General features: G+C 68.2%; 23 protein-coding genes. 13 read left to right on the forward strand and 10 right to left on the reverse strand.

Annotated elements, in window-relative coordinates:
* The first annotated feature begins 62 nt into the window (after positions 1-62).
* Positions 63-455, forward strand: a complete 393-nt coding sequence (locus O4N75_RS03675; protein ID WP_269628020.1) for a hypothetical protein — start codon at positions 63-65, stop codon at positions 453-455.
* Between the two features lie 334 nt (positions 456-789).
* On the opposite strand, the gene rpoH is transcribed toward O4N75_RS03675, so the two are convergent.
* The 3 genes from rpoH to O4N75_RS03690 all read right to left on the reverse strand — a co-directional run bounded on the left by rpoH (position 790) and on the right by O4N75_RS03690 (position 3828).
* Entirely contained in the window at positions 790-1683 is an 894-nt protein-coding gene (gene rpoH / locus O4N75_RS03680; protein WP_269628021.1) for an RNA polymerase sigma factor RpoH, read from the reverse strand.
* Between the two features lie 211 nt (positions 1684-1894).
* A complete protein-coding gene (locus O4N75_RS03685) occupies positions 1895-2857 on the reverse strand; it encodes an RluA family pseudouridine synthase (protein ID WP_269629432.1) in 963 nt (320 codons plus the stop codon).
* A 56-nt stretch (positions 2858-2913) separates the two neighbouring features.
* On the reverse strand, positions 2914-3828 hold the full coding sequence (locus O4N75_RS03690) for a helix-turn-helix transcriptional regulator (protein ID WP_269628022.1): 915 nt from the start codon (positions 3826-3828) through the stop codon (positions 2914-2916).
* 194 nt (positions 3829-4022) lie between these two features.
* Here O4N75_RS03690 and O4N75_RS03695 point away from each other — a divergent pair, with 194 nt between their 5' ends.
* Positions 4023-4160, forward strand: coding sequence for a hypothetical protein (locus O4N75_RS03695; RefSeq protein WP_269628023.1), 138 nt, complete (start codon positions 4023-4025; stop codon positions 4158-4160).
* Between the two features lie 72 nt (positions 4161-4232).
* A complete protein-coding gene (locus O4N75_RS03700) occupies positions 4233-5903 on the forward strand; it encodes an alkaline phosphatase D family protein (protein ID WP_269628024.1) in 1671 nt (556 codons plus the stop codon).
* Here the strand turns inward: O4N75_RS03700 and O4N75_RS03705 are convergent.
* The 3 genes from O4N75_RS03705 to folE all read right to left on the reverse strand — a co-directional run bounded on the left by O4N75_RS03705 (position 5900) and on the right by folE (position 7665).
* The gene (locus O4N75_RS03705) at positions 5900-6529 is read right to left on the reverse strand and encodes a LysE family translocator (protein WP_269628025.1); all 630 of its coding nucleotides are present in this window, start codon (positions 6527-6529) and stop codon (positions 5900-5902) included. The genes O4N75_RS03700 and O4N75_RS03705 overlap by 4 nt on opposite strands.
* Positions 6526-6924 carry a phosphoribosyl-AMP cyclohydrolase gene (hisI, locus tag O4N75_RS03710; RefSeq protein WP_269628026.1) on the reverse strand — a complete coding sequence of 133 codons (399 nt, stop codon included), beginning with the start codon at positions 6922-6924 and terminating at the stop codon, positions 6526-6528. The genes O4N75_RS03705 and hisI overlap by 4 nt, the downstream gene beginning before the upstream one ends.
* Positions 6925-7032: 108 nt before the next feature.
* Positions 7033-7665, reverse strand: coding sequence for a GTP cyclohydrolase I FolE (gene folE, locus O4N75_RS03715; RefSeq protein ID WP_183771616.1), 633 nt, complete (start codon positions 7663-7665; stop codon positions 7033-7035).
* Positions 7666-7879: 214 nt separating this feature from the next.
* On the opposite strand from folE, the gene cysS reads away from it, so the two are divergent.
* From cysS to O4N75_RS03750, 7 genes are all read left to right on the forward strand, one after another.
* Positions 7880-9268 (forward strand): cysteine--tRNA ligase, encoded by a 1389-nt coding sequence (gene cysS / locus O4N75_RS03720; RefSeq protein ID WP_269628027.1) that lies wholly within the window; start codon positions 7880-7882, stop codon positions 9266-9268.
* A gap of 33 nt (positions 9269-9301) precedes the next feature.
* Positions 9302-9541 carry a GIY-YIG nuclease family protein gene (locus O4N75_RS03725; RefSeq protein ID WP_348649525.1) on the forward strand — a complete coding sequence of 80 codons (240 nt, stop codon included), beginning with the start codon at positions 9302-9304 and terminating at the stop codon, positions 9539-9541.
* 110 nt (positions 9542-9651) lie between these two features.
* Positions 9652-10206, forward strand: a complete 555-nt coding sequence (locus O4N75_RS03730; RefSeq protein ID WP_269628028.1) for an SRPBCC domain-containing protein — start codon at positions 9652-9654, stop codon at positions 10204-10206.
* Positions 10203-10652, forward strand: coding sequence for an iron-sulfur cluster assembly scaffold protein (locus O4N75_RS03735; RefSeq protein WP_267232069.1), 450 nt, complete (start codon positions 10203-10205; stop codon positions 10650-10652). Before O4N75_RS03730 ends, O4N75_RS03735 begins: the two co-directional genes overlap by 4 nt.
* Positions 10653-10708: 56 nt before the next feature.
* Complete coding sequence (gene yidD, locus O4N75_RS03740) at positions 10709-10990, forward strand: membrane protein insertion efficiency factor YidD (protein WP_267232068.1); 282 nt, start codon at positions 10709-10711, stop codon at positions 10988-10990.
* A complete protein-coding gene (gene thrS / locus O4N75_RS03745; RefSeq protein WP_269628029.1) occupies positions 10987-12972 on the forward strand; it encodes a threonine--tRNA ligase in 1986 nt (661 codons plus the stop codon). Before yidD ends, thrS begins: the two co-directional genes overlap by 4 nt.
* Entirely contained in the window at positions 12969-13907 is a 939-nt protein-coding gene (locus O4N75_RS03750; RefSeq protein ID WP_269628030.1) for a glycosyltransferase family 2 protein, read from the forward strand. The genes thrS and O4N75_RS03750 overlap by 4 nt, the downstream gene beginning before the upstream one ends.
* Here O4N75_RS03750 and O4N75_RS03755 read toward each other — a convergent pair.
* Entirely contained in the window at positions 13904-14806 is a 903-nt protein-coding gene (locus O4N75_RS03755) for a hydroxymethylglutaryl-CoA lyase (protein WP_269628031.1), read from the reverse strand. The genes O4N75_RS03750 and O4N75_RS03755 overlap by 4 nt on opposite strands.
* Complete coding sequence (locus tag O4N75_RS03760; protein ID WP_269628032.1) at positions 14803-16476, reverse strand: glycosyltransferase family 39 protein; 1674 nt, start codon at positions 16474-16476, stop codon at positions 14803-14805. The genes O4N75_RS03755 and O4N75_RS03760 overlap by 4 nt, the downstream gene beginning before the upstream one ends.
* A 48-nt stretch (positions 16477-16524) precedes the next feature.
* Here O4N75_RS03760 and O4N75_RS03765 point away from each other — a divergent pair, with 48 nt between their 5' ends.
* From O4N75_RS03765 to O4N75_RS03775, 3 genes are all read left to right on the forward strand, one after another.
* The gene (locus O4N75_RS03765) at positions 16525-17253 is read left to right on the forward strand and encodes a glycosyltransferase family 2 protein (RefSeq protein ID WP_269628033.1); all 729 of its coding nucleotides are present in this window, start codon (positions 16525-16527) and stop codon (positions 17251-17253) included.
* A 70-nt stretch (positions 17254-17323) separates the two neighbouring features.
* Positions 17324-17752 carry a hypothetical protein gene (locus O4N75_RS03770; protein WP_267232062.1) on the forward strand — a complete coding sequence of 143 codons (429 nt, stop codon included), beginning with the start codon at positions 17324-17326 and terminating at the stop codon, positions 17750-17752.
* A 138-nt stretch (positions 17753-17890) separates the two neighbouring features.
* Positions 17891-18205, forward strand: a complete 315-nt coding sequence (locus O4N75_RS03775) for a DNA-binding protein (RefSeq protein WP_269628034.1) — start codon at positions 17891-17893, stop codon at positions 18203-18205.
* Here O4N75_RS03775 and O4N75_RS03780 read toward each other — a convergent pair.
* Together O4N75_RS03780 and phaR are read right to left on the reverse strand one after the other, a co-directional pair.
* Entirely contained in the window at positions 18202-18525 is a 324-nt protein-coding gene (locus tag O4N75_RS03780; protein WP_269628035.1) for a hypothetical protein, read from the reverse strand. The genes O4N75_RS03775 and O4N75_RS03780 overlap by 4 nt on opposite strands.
* A 28-nt stretch (positions 18526-18553) precedes the next feature.
* Positions 18554-19168 (reverse strand): polyhydroxyalkanoate synthesis repressor PhaR, encoded by a 615-nt coding sequence (phaR, locus tag O4N75_RS03785; protein ID WP_269628036.1) that lies wholly within the window; start codon positions 19166-19168, stop codon positions 18554-18556.
* Between the last annotated feature and the right edge of the window lie 55 nt (positions 19169-19223).

The raw sequence follows: 19223 nt of genomic DNA on the forward strand, positions 1-19223 counted from the left end.
GCAAGCGCCGAAACTCTAGACCACAAGGGATTGATATGGGGCTGACGACACTGAGCGGAGCCGTGAGCGGCATCCGTCATTCGACTGAAACGCGGGGCACGGTAGGCCGCAATGGCGGCTCCGTGAAAACCGGACAGGTCATCGCCTTTCGCGTGGGTGAGCGCTCCGCGCAGATCAAGCTGGCCGATGTGCCGGACATTCGGGATGGCGATGAAGTGACACTGGCCGGACGCGAGAAGAGCGGCGTGTTCAAGGCGCTTGCGCTGCGCAACGACAAGACCCGCGCCGTCTACAGCATCCCGACAACGGTGGGCTATCTGATGGGGGGGACGCTGATTGCCGTCGGCGTGATGACGCTGTTCATCCTTATCGGCGTGGTCTTCATCGCGGGCGGTCTGTGGACGCTTTACGAGGCGTACAACTACACGCAGGCGGCGAACATGCTCAGGGCTTGAAACGCGTGGCTCGGGCAGAGACAGAGGCCGGCGCGGGTAATCCCCCACCGTGCCCGCCCCTTCCAGCGGCCTTGCCTGCGGGCGCAAGCCCGCTAACCATCTGTGTCCGACATCGACGGCGTCCGCTCCCGGTTGCTGGCGAGCAGCTTCCGGGCGCACCCTGCACCTCCCAAGGCCGCTTCGATATATCCGGCCGCTCTTTAGTTGTGAGAGGTCGCCGCCCGATTGCCGCGGGCGCTGAAACCCGGCCGCCAGCCGCCATCGCCCAGCCCACAACGAAAAAGCGCCGCGACCCTTCGGCCGCGGCGCTTCCTCGTTGGCTTGACCTCCGCCGTCAGGCTTCGATCAGGTTCTTGTCGCGGGCTGCGGCGGTCACCGACTTCTGCAGCTTCTCGAAGGCCCGGACCTCGATCTGGCGGACGCGTTCGCGGCTGACGCCGTATTCCGCGGCCAGCTCCTCGAGGGTGGTCGGGTTATCCTTCAGGCGCCGCTCGGTCAGGATGTGACGCTCGCGGTCCGACAGTTCGGTCAGCGCCGCTTCCATCAGGGTCATGCGCTGGGTGCGCTCCTGGCTTTCGGCGACGTAGGTCTCCTGGCTGACCGAGGTCTCGTCCTCCAGCCAGTCTTGCCATTCGCTTTCGCCGTCGGCGCGCAGCGGCGCGTTCAGCGAAGCGTCCGGGCCCGACAGCCGGCGGTTCATCGAGATCACTTCCTCGTCCAGCACGCCCAGCTTGGTGGCGATCTGGCTGACCTGGTCAGGGTGCAGGTCCCCATCCTGGAAGGCGCTGATCTGGCTCTTGGCCTTACGCAGGTTGAAGAACAGCTTCTTCTGCGCGGCGGTGGTGCCCATCTTCACCAGGCTCCAGGACCGCAGGATGTACTCCTGGATCGAGGCGCGGATCCACCACATGGCGTAGGTCGCCAGGCGGAAGCCCTTGTCCGGCTCGAACTTCTTCACCGCCTGCATTAGGCCGACATTGCCTTCGGAGATCACTTCCCCGATCGGCAGGCCATAGCCGCGATAGCCCATGGCGATCTTGGCCACGAGGCGCAGGTGGCTGGTGACCAGCTTGTGGGCGGCCTCGGAGTCTTCGTGTTCGCGCCAGGCCTTGGCCAGCATGAACTCTTCGTCCTTGGCCAGCATCGGGAACTTGCGAATTTCAGTCAGGTACCGGCTCAGTCCGCCTTCCGGCGACATCACGGCGAGCGCGTTAGCGGCCATGGACATATCCCCTTTCTTACTCGGCGGACCTTCGGATCGCTGCGCGCCGCGCGCGCGAAACCGTCCGCCCCCTCCAACCATCTAGATAGGTATTGGTTGCCCTGGGCGTAAGGCCCCGGTCTGGGAGAAACCGGCGGCCCGGAAGTCCGACTACGTTACTCAGGTATTAGTACAAGCCGATGTGGGCGCCTTCAAGGCGGAACAGGCACAAGCTTTCTTACAAAGCTGTCAGGTTAGCTTGCAGTTGCGCCATATCGGCGGGCAGGGGGCTTTCGAATCTCAGCGCCTCGCCGGTCACGGGATGGACGAACCCCAATACGGCCGCATGCAGGGCCTGGCGTTTCAAGCCCGCGTCGGCGATCGCCTCGCGAACGCTCGCGGCCGGCGGACCCGAGCCGTAGACCGGATCGCCCAGGCAGGGCGCGCCCTTGGAGGCCATGTGTACGCGGATCTGATGGGTGCGGCCCGTCTCCAGCGTACAGGCGATGCGGGCCGCCAGCGGCTTGCGACCGTCGCCGCCATAGACGGCCTCGGTGCGATAGTGCGTGATCGCCTCGCGGCCTCCGCTCTTCAGCACCGCCATCTTCTTGCGGTCGTGGGGCGATCGGCCAAGCCGCGTCTCGATGGTCCCGCGCTCGGGATTGGGCGCGCCGCGGACCAGGGCGACGTAGACCCTGTCGATATCGTGCGTCGAAAACAGCTTTGAAAGCCCCTGGTGGGCGGCGTCGGACTTGGCCGCCACCATCACGCCCGAGGTCTCCTTGTCGAGGCGGTGGACGATGCCGGGGCGCGCCACCCCGCCGATGCCCGACAGGCTGGCGCCGCAATGGTGCAGCAGCGCGTTGACCAGGGTGCCGGCCTCGCTGCCGGGGGCCGGATGCACGGCCATGCCGGCCGGCTTGTCGACGACGATCAGGTGCTCGTCCTCGTAGAGGATCGACAACGGGATGGCCTCGGGCTGCGGATCGGCCGGCGCCGGCGGCGGGATCAGCAGCTGATGCTCGCCGGGCTTGGCCTTGGCCGAGGCGTCCAGCAGCGGCGCGCCGTCGCGGCTCACCAGCCCCTGGGCCATCAGCGCCTGGATGCGGCCGCGCGACAGGTCGGGCAGCAGTTCGGCCAGAGTCTTGTCCAGCCGTCCGCCCGCCGCGCCGGGCTCGATCGTGACGATGCGCGCGGCCATGCCCTCGGTGGAGGGCGCTTCGGCGGCGAGGTCGTCGTCCTCGAAGTCGCTCTGGCTCACCCTTGCAGGTGTCCGCCGGCCGACAGGCCCTTGGACAGGCTGCTGGCCCAGGTGGACAGCAGGAACAGTTCGCCCGTGCCGGCGGCGGCCGCGGCGGGGCCGATGTCGCGGATCAGGTGCTTGCGCATGGCGTCGGGCGCGGTGTCCTCGGTGGCGGCGGTGTCGAGCGTCAGCAGCTCGGCGCAGTGTTCGTCGTCGCTTTCCGGGTCGCCGGTCAAGTCCCCGATCCGCTCCAGCACCACAGGATAGGCCGACGGCGTCCTTGCCGCGTTCAGCGCCGCGGCCAGGATCAGCCCGTCGAGCTGCACCGCCTTGTGCAGGGAGACGCCATTGAACACCAGGAACACCGGCGTCTGGCCCACCGTGTCGAACAGGATCGCGAACACCTGGCCCTCGACCGGCATCAGCCAGCCGTCGAACAGCAGCCCCGAGCCGCCCATCTGGAAGCGCAGCAGGCCGTCGGCGCCGCGCCGGATCATGCCGTAGTCGTGGAAGATCTCGCCGGGCATGGCGATGGATGGGCGGGTGCTGCGCCAGAAGCCCTCATAGGTCGCCCCGCGCCGTTCGGTGACCATCCGGATCAGGTCCAGGCCTGGCAGCGGCAGCCCCTCGGCCGCCGCGCCGGCGGTTGGCGGCTCGGCCGGGCGCGGCGAGGCCGGCTCGACGCCGAACACCTGGGCCAGCCCGTCCAGGCTGCGGTCCCAGTCCAGCATGGTGAAGCCGGTGCGGCGCTGCGCGACCAACCGGGTCAGGTTCTCCAGATTGTGCGCCGAGGGGGTCACCGCCCCCGACGCCCAGCGCCCGACCAGCGACTTGTCCACGCCGAGCTCGGCTGCAAGGCGGCCCCGGCTCATCGAGAGCGCCTTCAGCACCAGGTCCAGCTTCTTCGAAAAAGGCGTGGCGGCGTGCATGGAACCTCAATGATTCCATAGCCATCGGCGAATGCAACCTTGAATGCAACAGTTGCGCGATGGAATGCAACGGTTGCGCGTGGCGATGCAACGTTGCGCAGGCCGTCGCAGGCCGCTGCAACTGCACGTCGAACGCTGTTCTTCTAAACTTTGCGGCAACCATCAGCGCGGTCCGCCGACGGAGGAGCAAGGCCATGGCGTATCTGACGCTCGGATTGTCGATCGTGTCGTTCATCGTCGCCGGGGTGATCGCCCTGACGACGCCCGCGACCTCGGGCCTGACCAAGGCGCATTCCGTTCCCGCCGCGGCGAGCAGCCTGTCGCCGCGATAGCGGCTTTACATCAGCCCGTCATGCTCCTCCTCTACGCTCCAAGCTCAACTGTAGAGCGTGAGGGGGATCAGCATGCGGATCGATCGACGTCGGGCCTTGGCCCTGCTTGGCCTGGGCGCAGCCGGCCCGGCCGCGGCGCAAGCGCCGGCCCGGTACGCGGGCGCGGTCGCCTTCGAGCACGGCGTGGCCTCCGGCGATCCGCTGGCCGACCGGGTGATCCTCTGGACTCGCATCACCCCGGCCGACCCCAAGGCCGGCGACATCGCCTACAGCTGGACGCTCAACCCCGTCGACCGCCGCGCCGGCGGCGCCAAGTCGGGCCACGGCGTCACCGGCCCCGGCCGCGACTGGACGGTGAAGGTCGATGTCGGGGGCCTCGACGCCGGCCGCGCCTACACCTTCGAGTTCACCGCCAACGGCGTCGCCTCGCCCATCGGCCGCACCGCCACCCTGCCGAGCGGCGCGACCAAGGACGTGGTGCTGGCGGTGGCCTCCTGCTCGCTCTATCCGAACGGCTACTTCAACGCCTACGAGGCGATCGCCAAGCTGCCGCGCGTCGACGCGGTGCTGCACCTGGGCGACTACATCTACGAGTACGGCGGCCCCGAATCCTACGGCATGAACTCGCCGGTCGCCGCTGAGCGGCCGCATGACCCGAACCGCGAGATCGTCTCCCTCGACGACTATCGCCGCCGCCACGCGCAGTACAAGTCCGACCCCCAGCTGCAGGCCGCCCACGCCCGCGCGCCCTGGATCGTGGTCTGGGACGACCACGAGACCGCCAACGACAGCTTCATGTCCGGCGCCCAGAACCATCAGCCGGACAAGGAAGGCGACTGGAACGAGCGCAAGGCCCGCGCCATCAAGGCCTATTACGAATGGATGCCGATCCGCGAGCCGGACGGCGGCGGCGCGGCGATCAACCGGGCCTTCCAGTTCGGCGACCTGATGAGCCTGTTCATGCTGGAGACGCGGCTCACCGCCCGCGACCAGCAGCTGAGCTACGACCGCGACCTGCCGGCCCCGGGCGGCCCCGCCGAGGTCGCCGCCTTCCGCGCCAAGCTGAACGATCCGGCCCGCAAGATGATGGGCCCGGCGCAGGAGGCCTGGCTCGCCGCGGGCCTCAAGGACTCGGTCCGGGCCGGCCGCGTCTGGCAGGTGCTGGGCAACGAGGTGGTCATGGCCCGCCTGCCGGTGCCCAGCCTGCGCAAGCACCTGGGCGAGGCCAAGCTGGCCGAGGTCATGGCCGGCGAGGGCGAGGGCTCGCGCAAGCGCCTGGCGCGAATGGAGCAGCTGGCCCAGCTCGACCTGCCCTATGGCCTCGACATGTGGGACGGCTATCCCGCCGAGCGCGAGCGGCTTTACGATGCGATCAAGACCGCTGGCGCACGGGCCATCGTCCTGGCCGGCGACAGCCACGCCTTCTGGGCCAACGAGCTCTATGACGACGCCGGGAACCGCGTCGCCGCCGAGTTCGGCGCGACCGCGATCACCAGTCCCGGCGCCAACGACACCATCAAGGGCTTCTCGGTCGGCGAGATGTTCGCCGCGGCCGACAAGGAGGTCGTGTTCTCCGAGCAGTCGGCCAAGGGCTTCCTGCTGCTGACCCTGACCCACGAGGACGCCAAGGCCGAGCTGATGACCGTCTCCACCATCGCCTCGAAGACCTTCGAGACCAAGGTGCTCAAGACCTTCCGGGTGACGCCGGAGGCGCGCCGCGTCTCGGGGCTGTCGGAGGTCTAGGCTCTCGCCAGCGCCAGGCGGGCGGCGAAGGCGACGAACACGCCGCCCGTGACCCGGTCGAGCCAGCCGACCACCGCCGGCCGCTTCAGCGCCCGCGCCAGCGGCCGGGTGGCGGCGATCAGCATCGCGAACCAGGCCAGGCCGATCAGGCCGTGGATCGCCGCCAGCAGCACCAGGAACGGCCCGGCCGGCACGCCCTGGGCCATGAACTGCGGCAGGAACGAGACGTAGAACACCCCGATCTTCGGATTCAGCAGGTTGGTCAGCAGGCCGCGCCGCAGCCAGGCCAACTCGCCGCCGACCGGCCCGGCGGCGCCGCCGTCCAGCTCAAAGCTCCGCCGCGGCGCCAGCAGCATGCCGACGCCGAGCCACAGCAGATAGGCCGCGCCCGCCCACTTCAGGATCGTGAAGGCCAGCTGCGAAGCGGCCAGCAGCGCGCCCAGGCCGACCGCCACGGCCGTCCCCCAGACCAGGCAGCCGAGCGTGATGCCCAGCCCCGCCAGCGCCGCGCGCCGCGGCCCCTCGACCGCAGCCGTGCGCAGCACCAGCGCGGTGTCCAGCCCCGGCAGGATGGTCAGCAGCCCCGCCGCCACGGAAAAGCCGGCGATGGCCTCCAGCGGGCTCACGGCCGCTCGACCAGCCGGCCGTCCTCGACCACCCGGTAGAAGCAGGAGCGGAAGCCGACGTGGCAGGCGCCGCCGTCGCCCTGCGGCAGCACCTTGATCCAGAGGCAGTCCTGGTCGCAGTCGATGCGCATCTCGACGATCTTCTGGATCTGGCCGCTGGTCGCGCCCTTGTGCCAGATCTCATTGCGCGAGCGGCTGAAATAGACCGCCTCGCCCAGTTCCAGCGTCCTGGCCAGCGCCTCGGCGTTCATATGCGCGAACATCAGCACCTCGCCGGTCTGCGCATGGGTCGCGACGACGGCCACCAGGCCGCCCGCGTCGAACCGGGGGCTCAGGACCGCGCCACGCTCGAGCGCGTCCTTGGACGGGGCTGTGGGAAAGTTAGCTTGGGTCATGGCGCGCATATGGCGCCTGCGTCGGCGCACGCGCTAGCCTGAATGCGCCGGCCCCAATGGAGCGCGGCTGAGCCAGGCCCTCCGCGGGGAGGGCCTGGAATAGGGCCGTCAGCGCTTGTTGACGAAGTCGAGGAAGCGCTGGCGCAGGGTCGCGTCGGTTTTGAACACGCCCGTGAACTGGGTGGTGATCGTCGAAACGTGGCGGTGGTGCACGCCGCGGGTGGTCATGCACTGGTGGGCCGCGTCGATCAGGATCGCGACGCCGGCCGGACGCAGGCTGTCGGTGATCGCGTCGGCGATCTGCTGGGTCATGGTCTCCTGGGTCTGCAGGCGGCGGGCGTAGATTTCCACGACCTTGGCCAGCTTGGAGATGCCGACGACCCGGTTGGTCGGCATGTAGGCCACGTAGGCCTTGCCGAGGAACGGGGCCATGTGGTGCTCGCAGTGGCTCTCGACCTCGATGTCGCGCAGCATGACGATGTCGTCATAGCCCTGCACGTCCTCGAAGGTGCGCGACAGTTCCTTGGCCGGGTCGAGCTGATAGCCCTCGAACCACTCGGCATAGGCGTCGACCACGCGCTTGGGCGTATCGATCACGCCTTCGCGGCGCGGATCATCGCCGGCCCACGCGATCAGCGTGCGCACAGCTTCCATAGCCTCTTCGCGCGACGGGCGCTTCACGGCTTCAAGATCAAGACCGGGCGTGCCGATCAGGGTTCGGTCGCGACTGGGAGCGTCCATGTGCAGCGGTTTCTTTCCGGGGCCTGAGTTGCGCCGGGACGAAGGTCCCGGAAATGACGCGTGCCACCCCTTATTGCGGCCATGTGCGCGACCACGGACGGAACCGTGGCCTCGCGGCCGGACCGAATGTATATGGGGCCAACCCCTTTGCGGGCAACTGTTACCCAGCGTCAGTTTTTCTCAAACGCCGGCGCGCCTTTTCATGAAGGACCCTATGGCCCTCTCGCTCTACGACACCATGGCCCGCGAAAAGCGGCCCTTCGTCCCCAAGGATCCGAGCCGGGTGACGATGTATGTCTGCGGGCCGACGGTCTACAACTACGCCCATATCGGCAACGCCCGGCCGGTGGTCGTCTTCGACGTGCTGTTCCGCCTGCTGCGTCACGCCTACGGCGAAAACGCCGTGATCTACGCGGCCAACGTCACCGACGTGGACGACAAGATCAACAAGAAGGCCGCCGAGGAAGGCGTCGCCATCGACGTGATCACCGACCGCTATCTGGCGATCTACAACGACGACATGGCCACCCTCGGCGCCCTGCGTCCGACCCATCAGCCGCGCGCCACCCAGACCATGGCCGAGATCATCGCGATGATCGGCAAGCTGGTGGCCAACAACTCGGCCTATGCGGCCGAAGGTCACGTGCTGTTCAACACGCAGGCCTATGCCGACTACGGCAAGCTCTCGCGCCAGCCGATGGACGACATGATCGCCGGCGCCCGCGTCGACGTCGCGCCCTACAAGCAGCACCCGGCCGACTTCGTGCTCTGGAAGCCGTCGAAGGAGAACGAGCCGGTCTGGGACAGCCCCTGGGGGCCGGGCCGCCCTGGCTGGCATATCGAATGCTCGGCGATGATCGAGAAGTCGCTGGGCCTGCCGATCGACATTCACGGCGGCGGCATCGACCTGCTGTTCCCGCACCATGAGAACGAAATGGCCCAGGGCGTCTGCGCCGGCCACGACCATGGCGCCGGTTACGCCAACTACTGGATGCACAACGGCTTCCTGAACATGGCGGCCGAGAAGATGTCCAAGAGCCTGGGCAATGTCGCGCTGGTGCACGACCTTATCCAGCAGGCCCCGGGCGAGGCGCTGCGCTGGGCGCTGCTGGTCGGCCACTACCGCGCGCCGCTGGAGTGGACAGGCGAGCTGATCGAACAGTCGAAGAAGGCGCTAGACCGGCTCTACGGCGCCCTGCGCCGGGCGAGCGAGGTCGAGGCCGAGGACGTGTCCCCGCCGGCCGCCTTCCTGGCCGCGCTGCAGGACGACCTCAACACCCCGGCCGCCTTCGCCGAGCTGTTCGCCATGGCGACCCGGCTGGAAACCGCGACGGGCAAGGGCCGGGCCCAGGCCAAGGGCGAACTGCTGGCCGCCGCCAACCTGCTGGGCTTCCTGTTCGGCGATCCGGAGGCCTGGTTCCAGGCCGGCGTCACCGACGACCTGCGCGAGAAGGTCGACGGTCTGATCGCCCAGCGCATCGAGGCCCGCGCCGCCAAGGACTGGGCCGCCGCCGACCGCATCCGCGACGAACTCACCGCGTTGAACATCGAGGTGATGGACGGTCCGACCGGCGCGACCTGGCGGATCAAGGAAGCCGGCTAATCCGCCTTCGCGGGGATGAGCGAGGAGGCGACAGTGTCCTTCTACACCTATCTCTTGGCGAACGGCCCTTATGGGACGCTCTACTGCGGACACACCGATGATCTTGCGTCTCGGGTATGGAAGCACAAAGAGAAGACGTATCGGGGCTTCACGGCGAAGTACGATGTCGTGCGGCTGGCGTGGTACGAGGTGCACGAAGAGCGCGAGTACGCGTTCCGGCGCGAGCGCCAGATGCAAGAAGTGGAATCGAGCCTGGAAGATCAGGCTCATTGAGGAGTTGAACCCGCGTTGGGACGATCTCTACGAGACCCTGAACTGCTGAGCGGTGCGAACGCCGCTTGGGTCCCCGCCTTCGCGGGGATGAGCGGGGTGCAGGTGCTGCAATGGCGCTAGGCCCGAAGACGCAGAACAACATGTTCACGGCCGGCTCCGGCTTCAAATTCAAGGGGCGGGCGCCGGCCGGGCCGAGCGGGGTGCGGGTCGAGCACCGCATCGGCATCCACGCGCCGGTCGAGACGATCTGGGATATCCTCTACGACGTCGAGCGCTGGCATGAGTGGAACCCGCTCTACACCAAGGCCGAGGGCGCGATCCGGACCGGCGGGCAGCTCACCCTGACCCTGGCCCTGGAGGGCGAAGCGCCGCGGGTGATCCGGCCGGTGGTGTACGAGTGGGTGCCGCACGACCAGATCCACTGGCGGCTGAAGATGATGGGCGGGCTGGTCTCCAACACCCGCTTTCTGGAGCTTGAGAAGCTCGACACCGCCAGCACGATCTTCTCGAACGGCGAGCTGATCGGCGGGCTGCTCGGGCCGACGGTCGCGCGGCGCATGGGGCGCAAGATCTATCGCGGCTTCCAGGCCATGAGCGAGGCGCTGAAGGCGCGGGCCGAGGCGCAATGGCGCGCCGAGGGCGGAGCCCCTACATCCACGCCATGATCGACGACCTCTACTCGGCCAAGCTGCTGAAGCTGGCGGCGAACATGCCGCATCTCGGCCGGCTGCCCGCGCCGGACGCGAGCTCGGAGAAGGTCTCCAAGCTCTGCGGCAGCCGGGTGGTGGTCGACGTCACGGTCGAGGGCGACCGCGTCGCCCAGTTCGCCCAGGACGTGAAGGCCTGCGCGCTGGGCCAGGCCTCGGCCGCGGTGCTCGGCGCCAGCGTGCTCGGCGCGAGCCTGTCGGAGATCGAGATGGCCCGGGATCAGTTCCGTGCTATGCTCAAACAAGGCGCCGATGCGCCCCAAGGACGTTTTTCGGATCTCTCCATGCTGGCCCCGGTGAAAGACTATCCCGCCCGCCACGCCTCCACGCTTCTGGCGTTCGAGGCCGCGGCCGAGGCTGTCCGCCGCGCCGTGGAACGAACTAGCCGCGCCGGCGCGGCTTGATCCTCAAGGCCGCCCAGCGTAATCGCTGCGGCTGAATCGCACGTCCGCGAGCCGGCATGAACCTCTACGAGACCTGCGTCCGTGGCGCCTTGCGCGCTTACAAGCTGACGCTTTCGCCCCTGATCGGGCGCCAGTGCCGGTTTCTTCCGACCTGCTCGGAGTACGCGGCCCAGGCCCTGATCCTGCACGGCCCCGTTCGCGGCTCCTGGCTTGCGACCCGGCGGTTGTGCCGCTGTCACCCCTGGGGAGCATCGGGCTACGACCCGGTCCCCCAACCGCGCGACAAGGCCCCAAACGGAGATGGGCCGGCCTCGCGGACATGGACATGTGAGACATGATCGACCTGATTTTCCCCGATGGTTCCAAGCGCCAGTTCGACGACGGCGTGACGGGACGTGACGTCGCCTCCTCCATCGCCAAGTCGCTGGAGAAAAAGGCGGTGCTCGTGAAGCTCGACGGCGAGCTGCGCGACCTCGACCGGCCGCTCGAAAAGGGCGGCGCCTTCGAGATTCTGACGCGCGAAAGTCCCGAGAGCCTCGAGACCATCCGCCACGACGCCAGCCACATCATGGCCGAGGCGGTGCAGGAGCTGTTCCCCGGCACGCAGGTCACGATCGGCCCGGCCATCGACGACGGCTTCTATTACGACTTCGCGCGCGACACGCCGTTCAGCCTGGACGACCTGGCGACGATCGAGCAGCGCATGCGCGAGATCGTCGACCGCGACGAGAAGATCGTCCGCGAAGTCTGGGACCGCGGCGAGGCGATCGAGCACTTCAAGTCGATCGGCGAAGCCTACAAGGCCGAGATCATTTCGGACCTGCCAGAAGGCGAGACGATCACGGTCTATCGCCAGGGGAACTGGAAGGACCTGTGCCTGGGGCCGCACCTGCCCTCGACCAAGTCCGTCGGCAAGGCCTTCAAGCTGATGAAGCTGGCCGGCGCCTACTGGCGCGGCGACCATCGCAACGCCCAGCTGCAACGGATCTACGGCACGGCCTGGGCCAGCGAGGCCGACCTGGAGGCGCATCTCAAGCGCCTGGAGGAGGCCGAGCGCCGCGACCACCGCAAGATCGGCCGCGCCATGGACCTCTTCCATCTGCAGGAAGAGGCCAAGGGCATGATCTTCTGGCACCCGAAGGGCTGGACGCTCTACCGGACGGTCGAGGCCTATATGCGCCGCCGCCTGGACGTCGACGGCTATGTCGAGGTCAAGGCGCCCCAGATCATGGACCGGGCCCTCTGGGAGAAGTCCGGCCACTGGGAGAAGTTCGGCGCGAACATGTTCACGTGCGAGACGGACGAAGGCGAAGAGCTGGCCGTCAAGCCGATGAACTGCCCGGGCCACGTCCAGATCTTCAACTTCGGCCAGAAGTCCTATCGCGACCTGCCGCTGCGCATGGCCGAGTTCGGGGCCTGCCACCGGTTCGAGCCGTCGGGCGCGCTGCACGGCATCATGCGCCTGCGGGCTTTCACCCAGGATGACGCCCACATCTTCTGCCGCGAAGACCAGATCGAGGAGGAGACGACGAAGTTCGTGCGCCTGCTGAACTCGGTCTATGCCGACTTCGGCCTGGAGCTGCACAGCGTGAAGCTGGCGCTGCGCCCGGACCTGCGGGCCGGCGCCGACGAGGTCTGGGACGTCGCCGAGGACAAGCTGGACCGCGCCGCCCGCCAGGCGGTGAACATGGAGGTCGAGCGTCTGCCCGGCGAAGGCGCCTTCTACGGCCCGAAGCTGGAGTTCCACCTGTCCGACGCCATCGGTCGGACCTGGCAGTGCGGCACGCTGCAACTGGACTTCGTGCTGCCCGAGCGGCTGGACGCCGAATACGTGGTCGAGGACGGCTCCAAGCAGCGCCCGGTCATGCTGCACCGGGCGATCTGCGGTTCGATGGAGCGATTCATCGGCGTGGTGATCGAAAACTATGCAGGCGCATTCCCGCTGTGGTTGGCGCCGACCCAGGTCGTCGTCGCCACAATTACGTCAGATGCCGATGATTATGCCTTGCGCGTAGCTCAAGAATTGAGCGCCGCGGGTCTCAGGGTTGAAACGGATCTGCGGAACGAAAAAATCAACTACAAGATCCGTGAACACAGTCTCGCTAAGGCCCCCATCATCGCAGTGGTCGGCCGGCGGGAAGCTGAGGAAGGCAAGGTCGCCTTGAGGCGGTTCGGTTCTGAGGGTCAGTCCGTGCTTTCGCTCGATGAGGCGGTCAATAAACTTGCCTTAGAGGCGAGTCCGCCGGATGTTACACGCCAGGCTGTGCTTCGAGGTGCTTCGCCTGAGCACGCCGCGGTCGGGGTTAGGGAGGCTGGATGAACGGCATCGCCGCACCGATCGTTGCTTACGAACCCGCGCCGACTCAGGACTTCCTGAAGCCGCACCGCAAAGTGTCCGTCGTCATGGTCGTCTACATGACCGGCGAGGCGCTGCAGCAGAGCATCGAATGCGTGCTCGCCGACCCGCTGGTCGACGAGCTCGTGATCGTGGACAACGGTTCGACCCGCATGGAAGCGGCGCGCCTGAAGCGCCTTTCCGAAAGCGACGCGCGTGTGCGGCTGCTGACTGGCCACGGCAATGTCGGCTTCGCCCGCGGCGCCAATCTCGGCGCCCGCGGCGCGGCCGGCGACACCATCGTCTTCCTCAACCCTGACGCCTTCCTGCAGCCCGGCTGCATCGCCGAGCTGGTCCGCGCCATCGACGGGCGGCCGGTCCCGACCCTGGTCGGTGGGCGGGTGCTCAACGCCGACCGCACCGAGCAGCGCGGCGCCCGCCGCGGCGACATCACGCCGGTCAGCGCGCTGATGAGCCTCAGCCACCTGTCGCGGAAGATCCCCGCCTGGCGCCGCTACGAGGTGCACTGGGAGGCCGAGGCCGCGCCCGAAGGCGTGATTGCGGTGCCGACCATCTCGGGGGCCTGCTTCTGCATGCGCCGCGAGGACTTCGACATCGTCCAGGGCTTCGACGAGGGCTACTTCCTGCACGTCGAGGACGTCGACCTGTGCTGGCGCGTGCGCCAGACCGGCGGCGAGGTGCTGTTCCAGCCCAAGGCCGAGGTGATTCATCTTGGCCATACGAGCCACGCCAGCCCGCTGCGGGTCGAGTTCCACAAGGGCGTCGGCCTGGCGCGTTACTTCCGCAAACGTGCCGAAGGCTTCGGCGAGCTGGCGCTCGCCTTGATCCTGTCCCCGATCATCGTCTGCACCGCCATCGCCCGCCCGGTGATGTGGCGCATCCGCGGGCGGACCGCCTAGGCCGGCGGGAACACGCCGGCCCGGCTGACCGAGGCGGCGATCGGCTTGTCCAGCAGACCCGACATCCACTTGGCCGTCTCGATCAGCGCGCCGATGTCGTAGCCGGTCTCGAACCCGGCCCGCTCCAGCATGTAGACCAGATCCTCGGTGCCGATATTGCCGGTCGCGGCCGGTGCGAACGGGCAGCCGCCCAGGCCGCCGCAGCTGGCGTCAAGGATGTCGACCCCGGCCTCGACCCCGGCGAAGGCGTTGGCCAGGCCGGTGTTGCGGGTGTCGTGGAAGTGCAGCCGCAGCGGGATGTCGCCGATCACCTGCTTCACCGCCTCGACCCGGTCGCGGACCATCCAGGGGTCGGCGACCCCGATAGTGTCGGCCAGGGCGATCTCATCGACCTTGGCCTCAGCGGCCTCGCGGGCCAGCGACACCACCCGGTCCTGCGGCACCTCGCCATCGAACGGGCAGCCGAAAGCGGTCGAGAAGGTCACCGAAATCGGCGGGCCGCCCTCAGCCTTCTGGCGCGCGGCGATGGCGTGCATGGCGGCGATCTGCTCGGCGACGTCGGCGCCTTGGTTGCGGATCCCGAAGCTGTCCGACGCGCAGACCACGACATTGGCCTCGTCGCAGCCGGTCGCCACGGCGCGGTCCCAACCGCGCATGTTCAGCACCAGGCCGATGCGCGACAGGCCCGAGCCGGCAGGCAGGGCGGCCATGATCTCCTCGGCCCCGGCCATCTGCGGCACGCGGTTCGGATTGACGAAGGAGACGACCTCCATCCGCTTGGCCCCGGCGGCCTGCAGCCGGCGGATGAAGTCGAGCTTCTGATCGACCTCGAGGATGGACTTCTCGTTCTGCAGTCCGTCGCGCGGACCGACTTCGACGATTTCGATAAACCGGCTCATGGGGGCTCAGATGGGGCTGGGGCGTAGATGCGTAAAGTCGTTTCGTCGCCGTTAGAGTAGTCGAGGCCCTCGACCTTGCCGATTTCGCGGACCTTGAGGCCGCGGGCCTTCAACTCGGCCTCGAAGGCCGCCTGCTCGCGGCCCTCGACCACGGCGGGACGCTGGTCGGCGATGGCTTCGATGGCTTCGGGCACGTCGCCGAGGTCGGTCGGGGTTCCCAGCGCGAACACCAGGCTGGGCTCGGCGTAGCCGGCGACCGCGACAGGGGCCGGGGTGAAGCCTTGGCGCGGCAGCAGCCGGGCCTCCTCCAGCGCGCGTTCGGTGCGCTGCGACAGCCACAGCGGGTCCAGGCTCGGCGCGAAGGCGCCGGCGAACGCGCCGTGTCCGAGGATGGTCAGGACGCCGGCCCCGACAATCGCCTTCAGCGCCTCGCCCCGCCACAAGAGGTAGGCGCCGGTCAGCCCGGCCGCGGCCAGCAGCAAAGCGGTGACGACGGTGGCCGGCAGGTCGCTGGGATCGCCGTACTCACCGTAGAGGTAGAAGATCGCCGCGGCGAAGACGACGCCGACCAGGGCCGAGAGTACGACGCCGATCCACTTGGCGACCTCGCCCACTGGCGGTCGCATCACGGCCGCGGCCATCAGCCAGGCGAAGGCGCCGTAGGTCGGCAGAGTGTAGTGAACGAGCTTGGTCGGGGTGGCCTCGAAGACGATGAAGGCCGGGATCAGCCAGCACAGCGCAAAGCGCACGCCCGGCTCGTTGCGCGCCCGCCAGCCCAGCGCCAGCGCCGCCGGCAGCAACAGCGCGCCGGGGAAGATCAGCAGCGGAGTCAGCAGGGTGTGGTATCCGGGCGGGGCGCCGTGGCTTTCCTGGCCGCCGACCAGCTTGGGCGCAAAGTCGGCGCCGAAGGCGGTGGTCCAGAACCCGCCGTCAGTGGCGACGGTCACGGCGGCCGCCCAGGGACCGACGATCGCGGCCATCAGGATCAGGCCCCAGGTCCAGCCGAGGTCCCTCAGCCACGCGCCCTTGCGGTCCCACGCCCACAGCGACAGCGCCGTCAGGGTGACGACCATCAGCCCCACTGGGCCCTTCACCAGCATCGACAACGACAGGCCGAGCCAGAACAGCAGCCGGGTGATCCGTCCTGTCGGCGGCCCCCCGCGCGAGGCGGCGTAGATCCGCGCCAAGGCGGCCAGCGCCAGAGTCGTGGTACCGGCTAGCACCGCGTCGGTCTTGGCGATGAAGGCCTCGGTCGAGAGCAGGAAGGTCGAACCCAGGATCGCCCCGGCCAGCAGCCCGGTCGGCCCGCCGAAGAACACCGAGGCGCCCCAGGCGCAGGCCGCCGCCGCCAGCATCGCGCCCAGCAGCGAGGGCAGCCGGTAGGCCCAGATGTCGCGGTCTTCGACCTGCGACACAAGCGCCACGCTGGCCGCCTGCATCCAGTGGATGCCGACCGGCTTCTTGAACCGCGGCTGGTCCTGGAACTGGATGACCACGAAGTCGCCGGTCTCCAGCATCTGCGCCGTGGCCTGGGCGAAACGGCTCTCGTCGCGGTCGAGCGGCGGCATCGCGAACAGGCCGGGCAGCCCCGCGAGCATGGCGATCAGGGCGGCGAAGGCCGGCGCGCGCCAGCCCTGGCTGAATCGGTCCAGATAGGCCTGTAGACTCATGGCAGCGTTGATAGCATCCGCGCGGCGATTTTTCCGCTATGAGGGGCCATGGCCAAATCAACGCCCGACATTTCCGTGGTCGTCCCCGTTTTCGACGAGGAGGGCGCGGCGCCCGACCTCGCACGCGAGATCGCCGCCGCCTTCGCCGGCCGCGACTATGAGATGATCTTCGTCGACGACAAGAGCCGCGATGGCACACGCGCGGCGCTGAGCGCGCTGAAGGCCGAAATCCCGCAACTGCGCGTGCTGAGCCACACCAGCAATTCGGGGCAGAGCCGCTCGATCCGAACCGGCATCCTGGCCGCGCGCGGCGACGTGATCGTCACCCTGGACGGCGACGGCCAGAACGATCCCGCCGACGGCCCGGGCCTGGTCGACGCGCTCAACGCCGGGCCGTCCGAGCTGGTCATGGTCGGCGGCGAGCGGGTCAAGCGCCAGGACAGCGCCGCCAAGAAGTTCGCCTCCCGCTTCGGCAACGGCGTGCGCAAGAAGCTGCTCAAGGACACCGCCAACGACACCGGCTGCGGTCTGAAGGCGTTCCGGCGCGAGGCCTTCCTGCGACTGCCGTACTTCGATCACATCCATCGCTACCTGCCGGCGCTGATGCTGCGCGAGGGCTATCAGGTCGCGTTCCGGCCGGTGAACCACCGGCACCGCCAGACGGGCCAATCGAAGTACACTAACCTCGGCCGGCTCTGGGCCTCGCTGTCGGACCTGTTCGGGGTGATGTGGCTGCAGTCGCGTTCGCGCCTGCCGGGCCGCGTGGAAGAGCTCTGAGGGGCCGCGCTTGTCGCGCCTGGAGAAGCAGCGGAAGCTCCTGCTCGATCCCGAAGGGGGAGGGGTTTCGATGTTCGCCGCCGTGCCGCTGCTGGCCCTGCCCGTGCTCGCCTACAACATCGTGGCGCTGACCCTGGCCGGCGGCTTCGGCTCGCAGGAAGCGACCATCCGTATGACCGAGCCGCTGTTCACGATCGCGATGAACTCGGCGGCCGAGTGGCCCGTGACGCTGGGCGACCTGCTGCTGCTGGCCGGCCTGATCGTGCTGTTCATCGAACTGTTGAAGTCGACGACCAGCCGGCGGACGGCGATCGTCAATCACGCGCTCTCAATGCTGCTGTTCGTCGGCTGCCTGGTGGAGTTCCTGCTGGCGCCGGCCTTCGCGACCTCGGCCTTCTTCCTGCTGACCGTGATGGTGCTGCTCGACGTGCTGGCCGGTTTTATCGTCACCATCGTCTCGGCGCGCCGCGACGTCGACTTCGGCCACGGCGACTACTAGGCCTCAGGTCAGGGCGGAGAAGATCAGGGTGACGACGGCCAGATCGAAGAAGCGGGTGGCGATGGCGAACATGGGAGCCCCGTCGGCGGTGGATTCACTCCCGGTTAAGCAAGACCGGCGCCAGAGCGCACACGGCTGATGGCGCTGTTCTTCGATCGCCAGTGGTTCGAGGAAAAGCTGGCGGAACGCGGCCTCAATCCGCGTATTCTCGCCGCTGCGGCCGGTATGGGCGAGGCCGAGATCGTGCTGGTCTTCAAGGACCAGCGGGAACTTTCCGCCGAGGAGGTAGGCATTTTCGCCGACCTGCTGGGCGTGCCGGCGACCGAGATCGCCGACCGCGCCGGGGTCTCGACGCCCGTGCCGGGCCAGGGCGACCTGACCGGGCGTCTGCTGGCGCTGGAGAAGAAGGTCGCCGCCCTGGAAGCGGAAGTGGCGCGATTGAAGGGGCGCTAGACCTCGGTCTTGGCCGTGCGGCCCTTGGGCGTTCGCCGGTCGGCGGCGCCCGAGTATTCGATCTTGTTGTAGAGGCTGCGGGCGCTGTCGAGTGTCTCCTTGCCGCTGCGTAGACCGCGCTTCTGACCGTCCTGGCCGAGCATATGCGCGGCGAAGGCCGCCTCAGGGCGGGCCGTGACGCCCGAGGCCACGGGCGGCTGCGGCGGTTCGTAGACCGCCGGCACGCTGCGATCCGTCGATTCGCCCCGCGCGGCGTTGCCCGAGCGCTTGACGCGCCGCGTCGCGTTCGGCCTGCGGATCGGATCGATGGGCGAAGTCATACGCGGAACCTAGCGAGGCGAGGTTAAGCTAGCGTTTGGCGAGCTTCTCGATCTGGGCCTGCATCTCGGCCATCTGCTTCTTGAGGGCGTCGAGCGTCTCGTCGGCCGCCGGCGGGGCGGACGCGGGCTTGGCCGCGGGCGCCGGCTCCTCCTGCGGGCGCGTGTAGGCGAACGGCGAGAACATCTTCATCGCCCGGTCGAACATGGCCAGGTTCTGGCGGATCTGGTCCTCGTAGGCGCCGCCCAGGCCCGCGCCAAGTCCCGAGCCCTGGCCGATGCTGGCGAACTGGGCGCGCATGCGCTCCTGCTGCTCGGCGAAGGTGGCCAGCGACAGCTCGAGATAACTCGGCAGGAAAGCCTGCATTGAGTTGCCGTAGAATCCGATCAACTGCCGCAGGAACTGGATGGGCAGGAGGTTCTGCCCCTCGCGGCTCTCCTCCTCGAAGATGATCTGGGTCAGGACTGTGCGGGTGATGTCCTCGTTGGTCTTGGCGTCGTAGACGACGAAATCCACGCCCTGCTTCACCATGTCCGACAGGTGTTCGAGCGTGACGTACGAGGACGAGGCGGTGTTGTAGAGCCGCCGGTTGGCGTACTTCTTGATGACGACGCGGCCGTCGTCGGATCCCTGGGTGTCAGCCATCCCACAGTCCTTCATCTGCCCGCCCCCGGCGGCGGATTCTCATTCTTGCACCGCA

Origin of the sequence: Phenylobacterium sp. NIBR 498073, from assembly GCF_027286305.1 — a bacterium.
Taxonomy (GTDB): domain Bacteria; phylum Pseudomonadota; class Alphaproteobacteria; order Caulobacterales; family Caulobacteraceae; genus Phenylobacterium.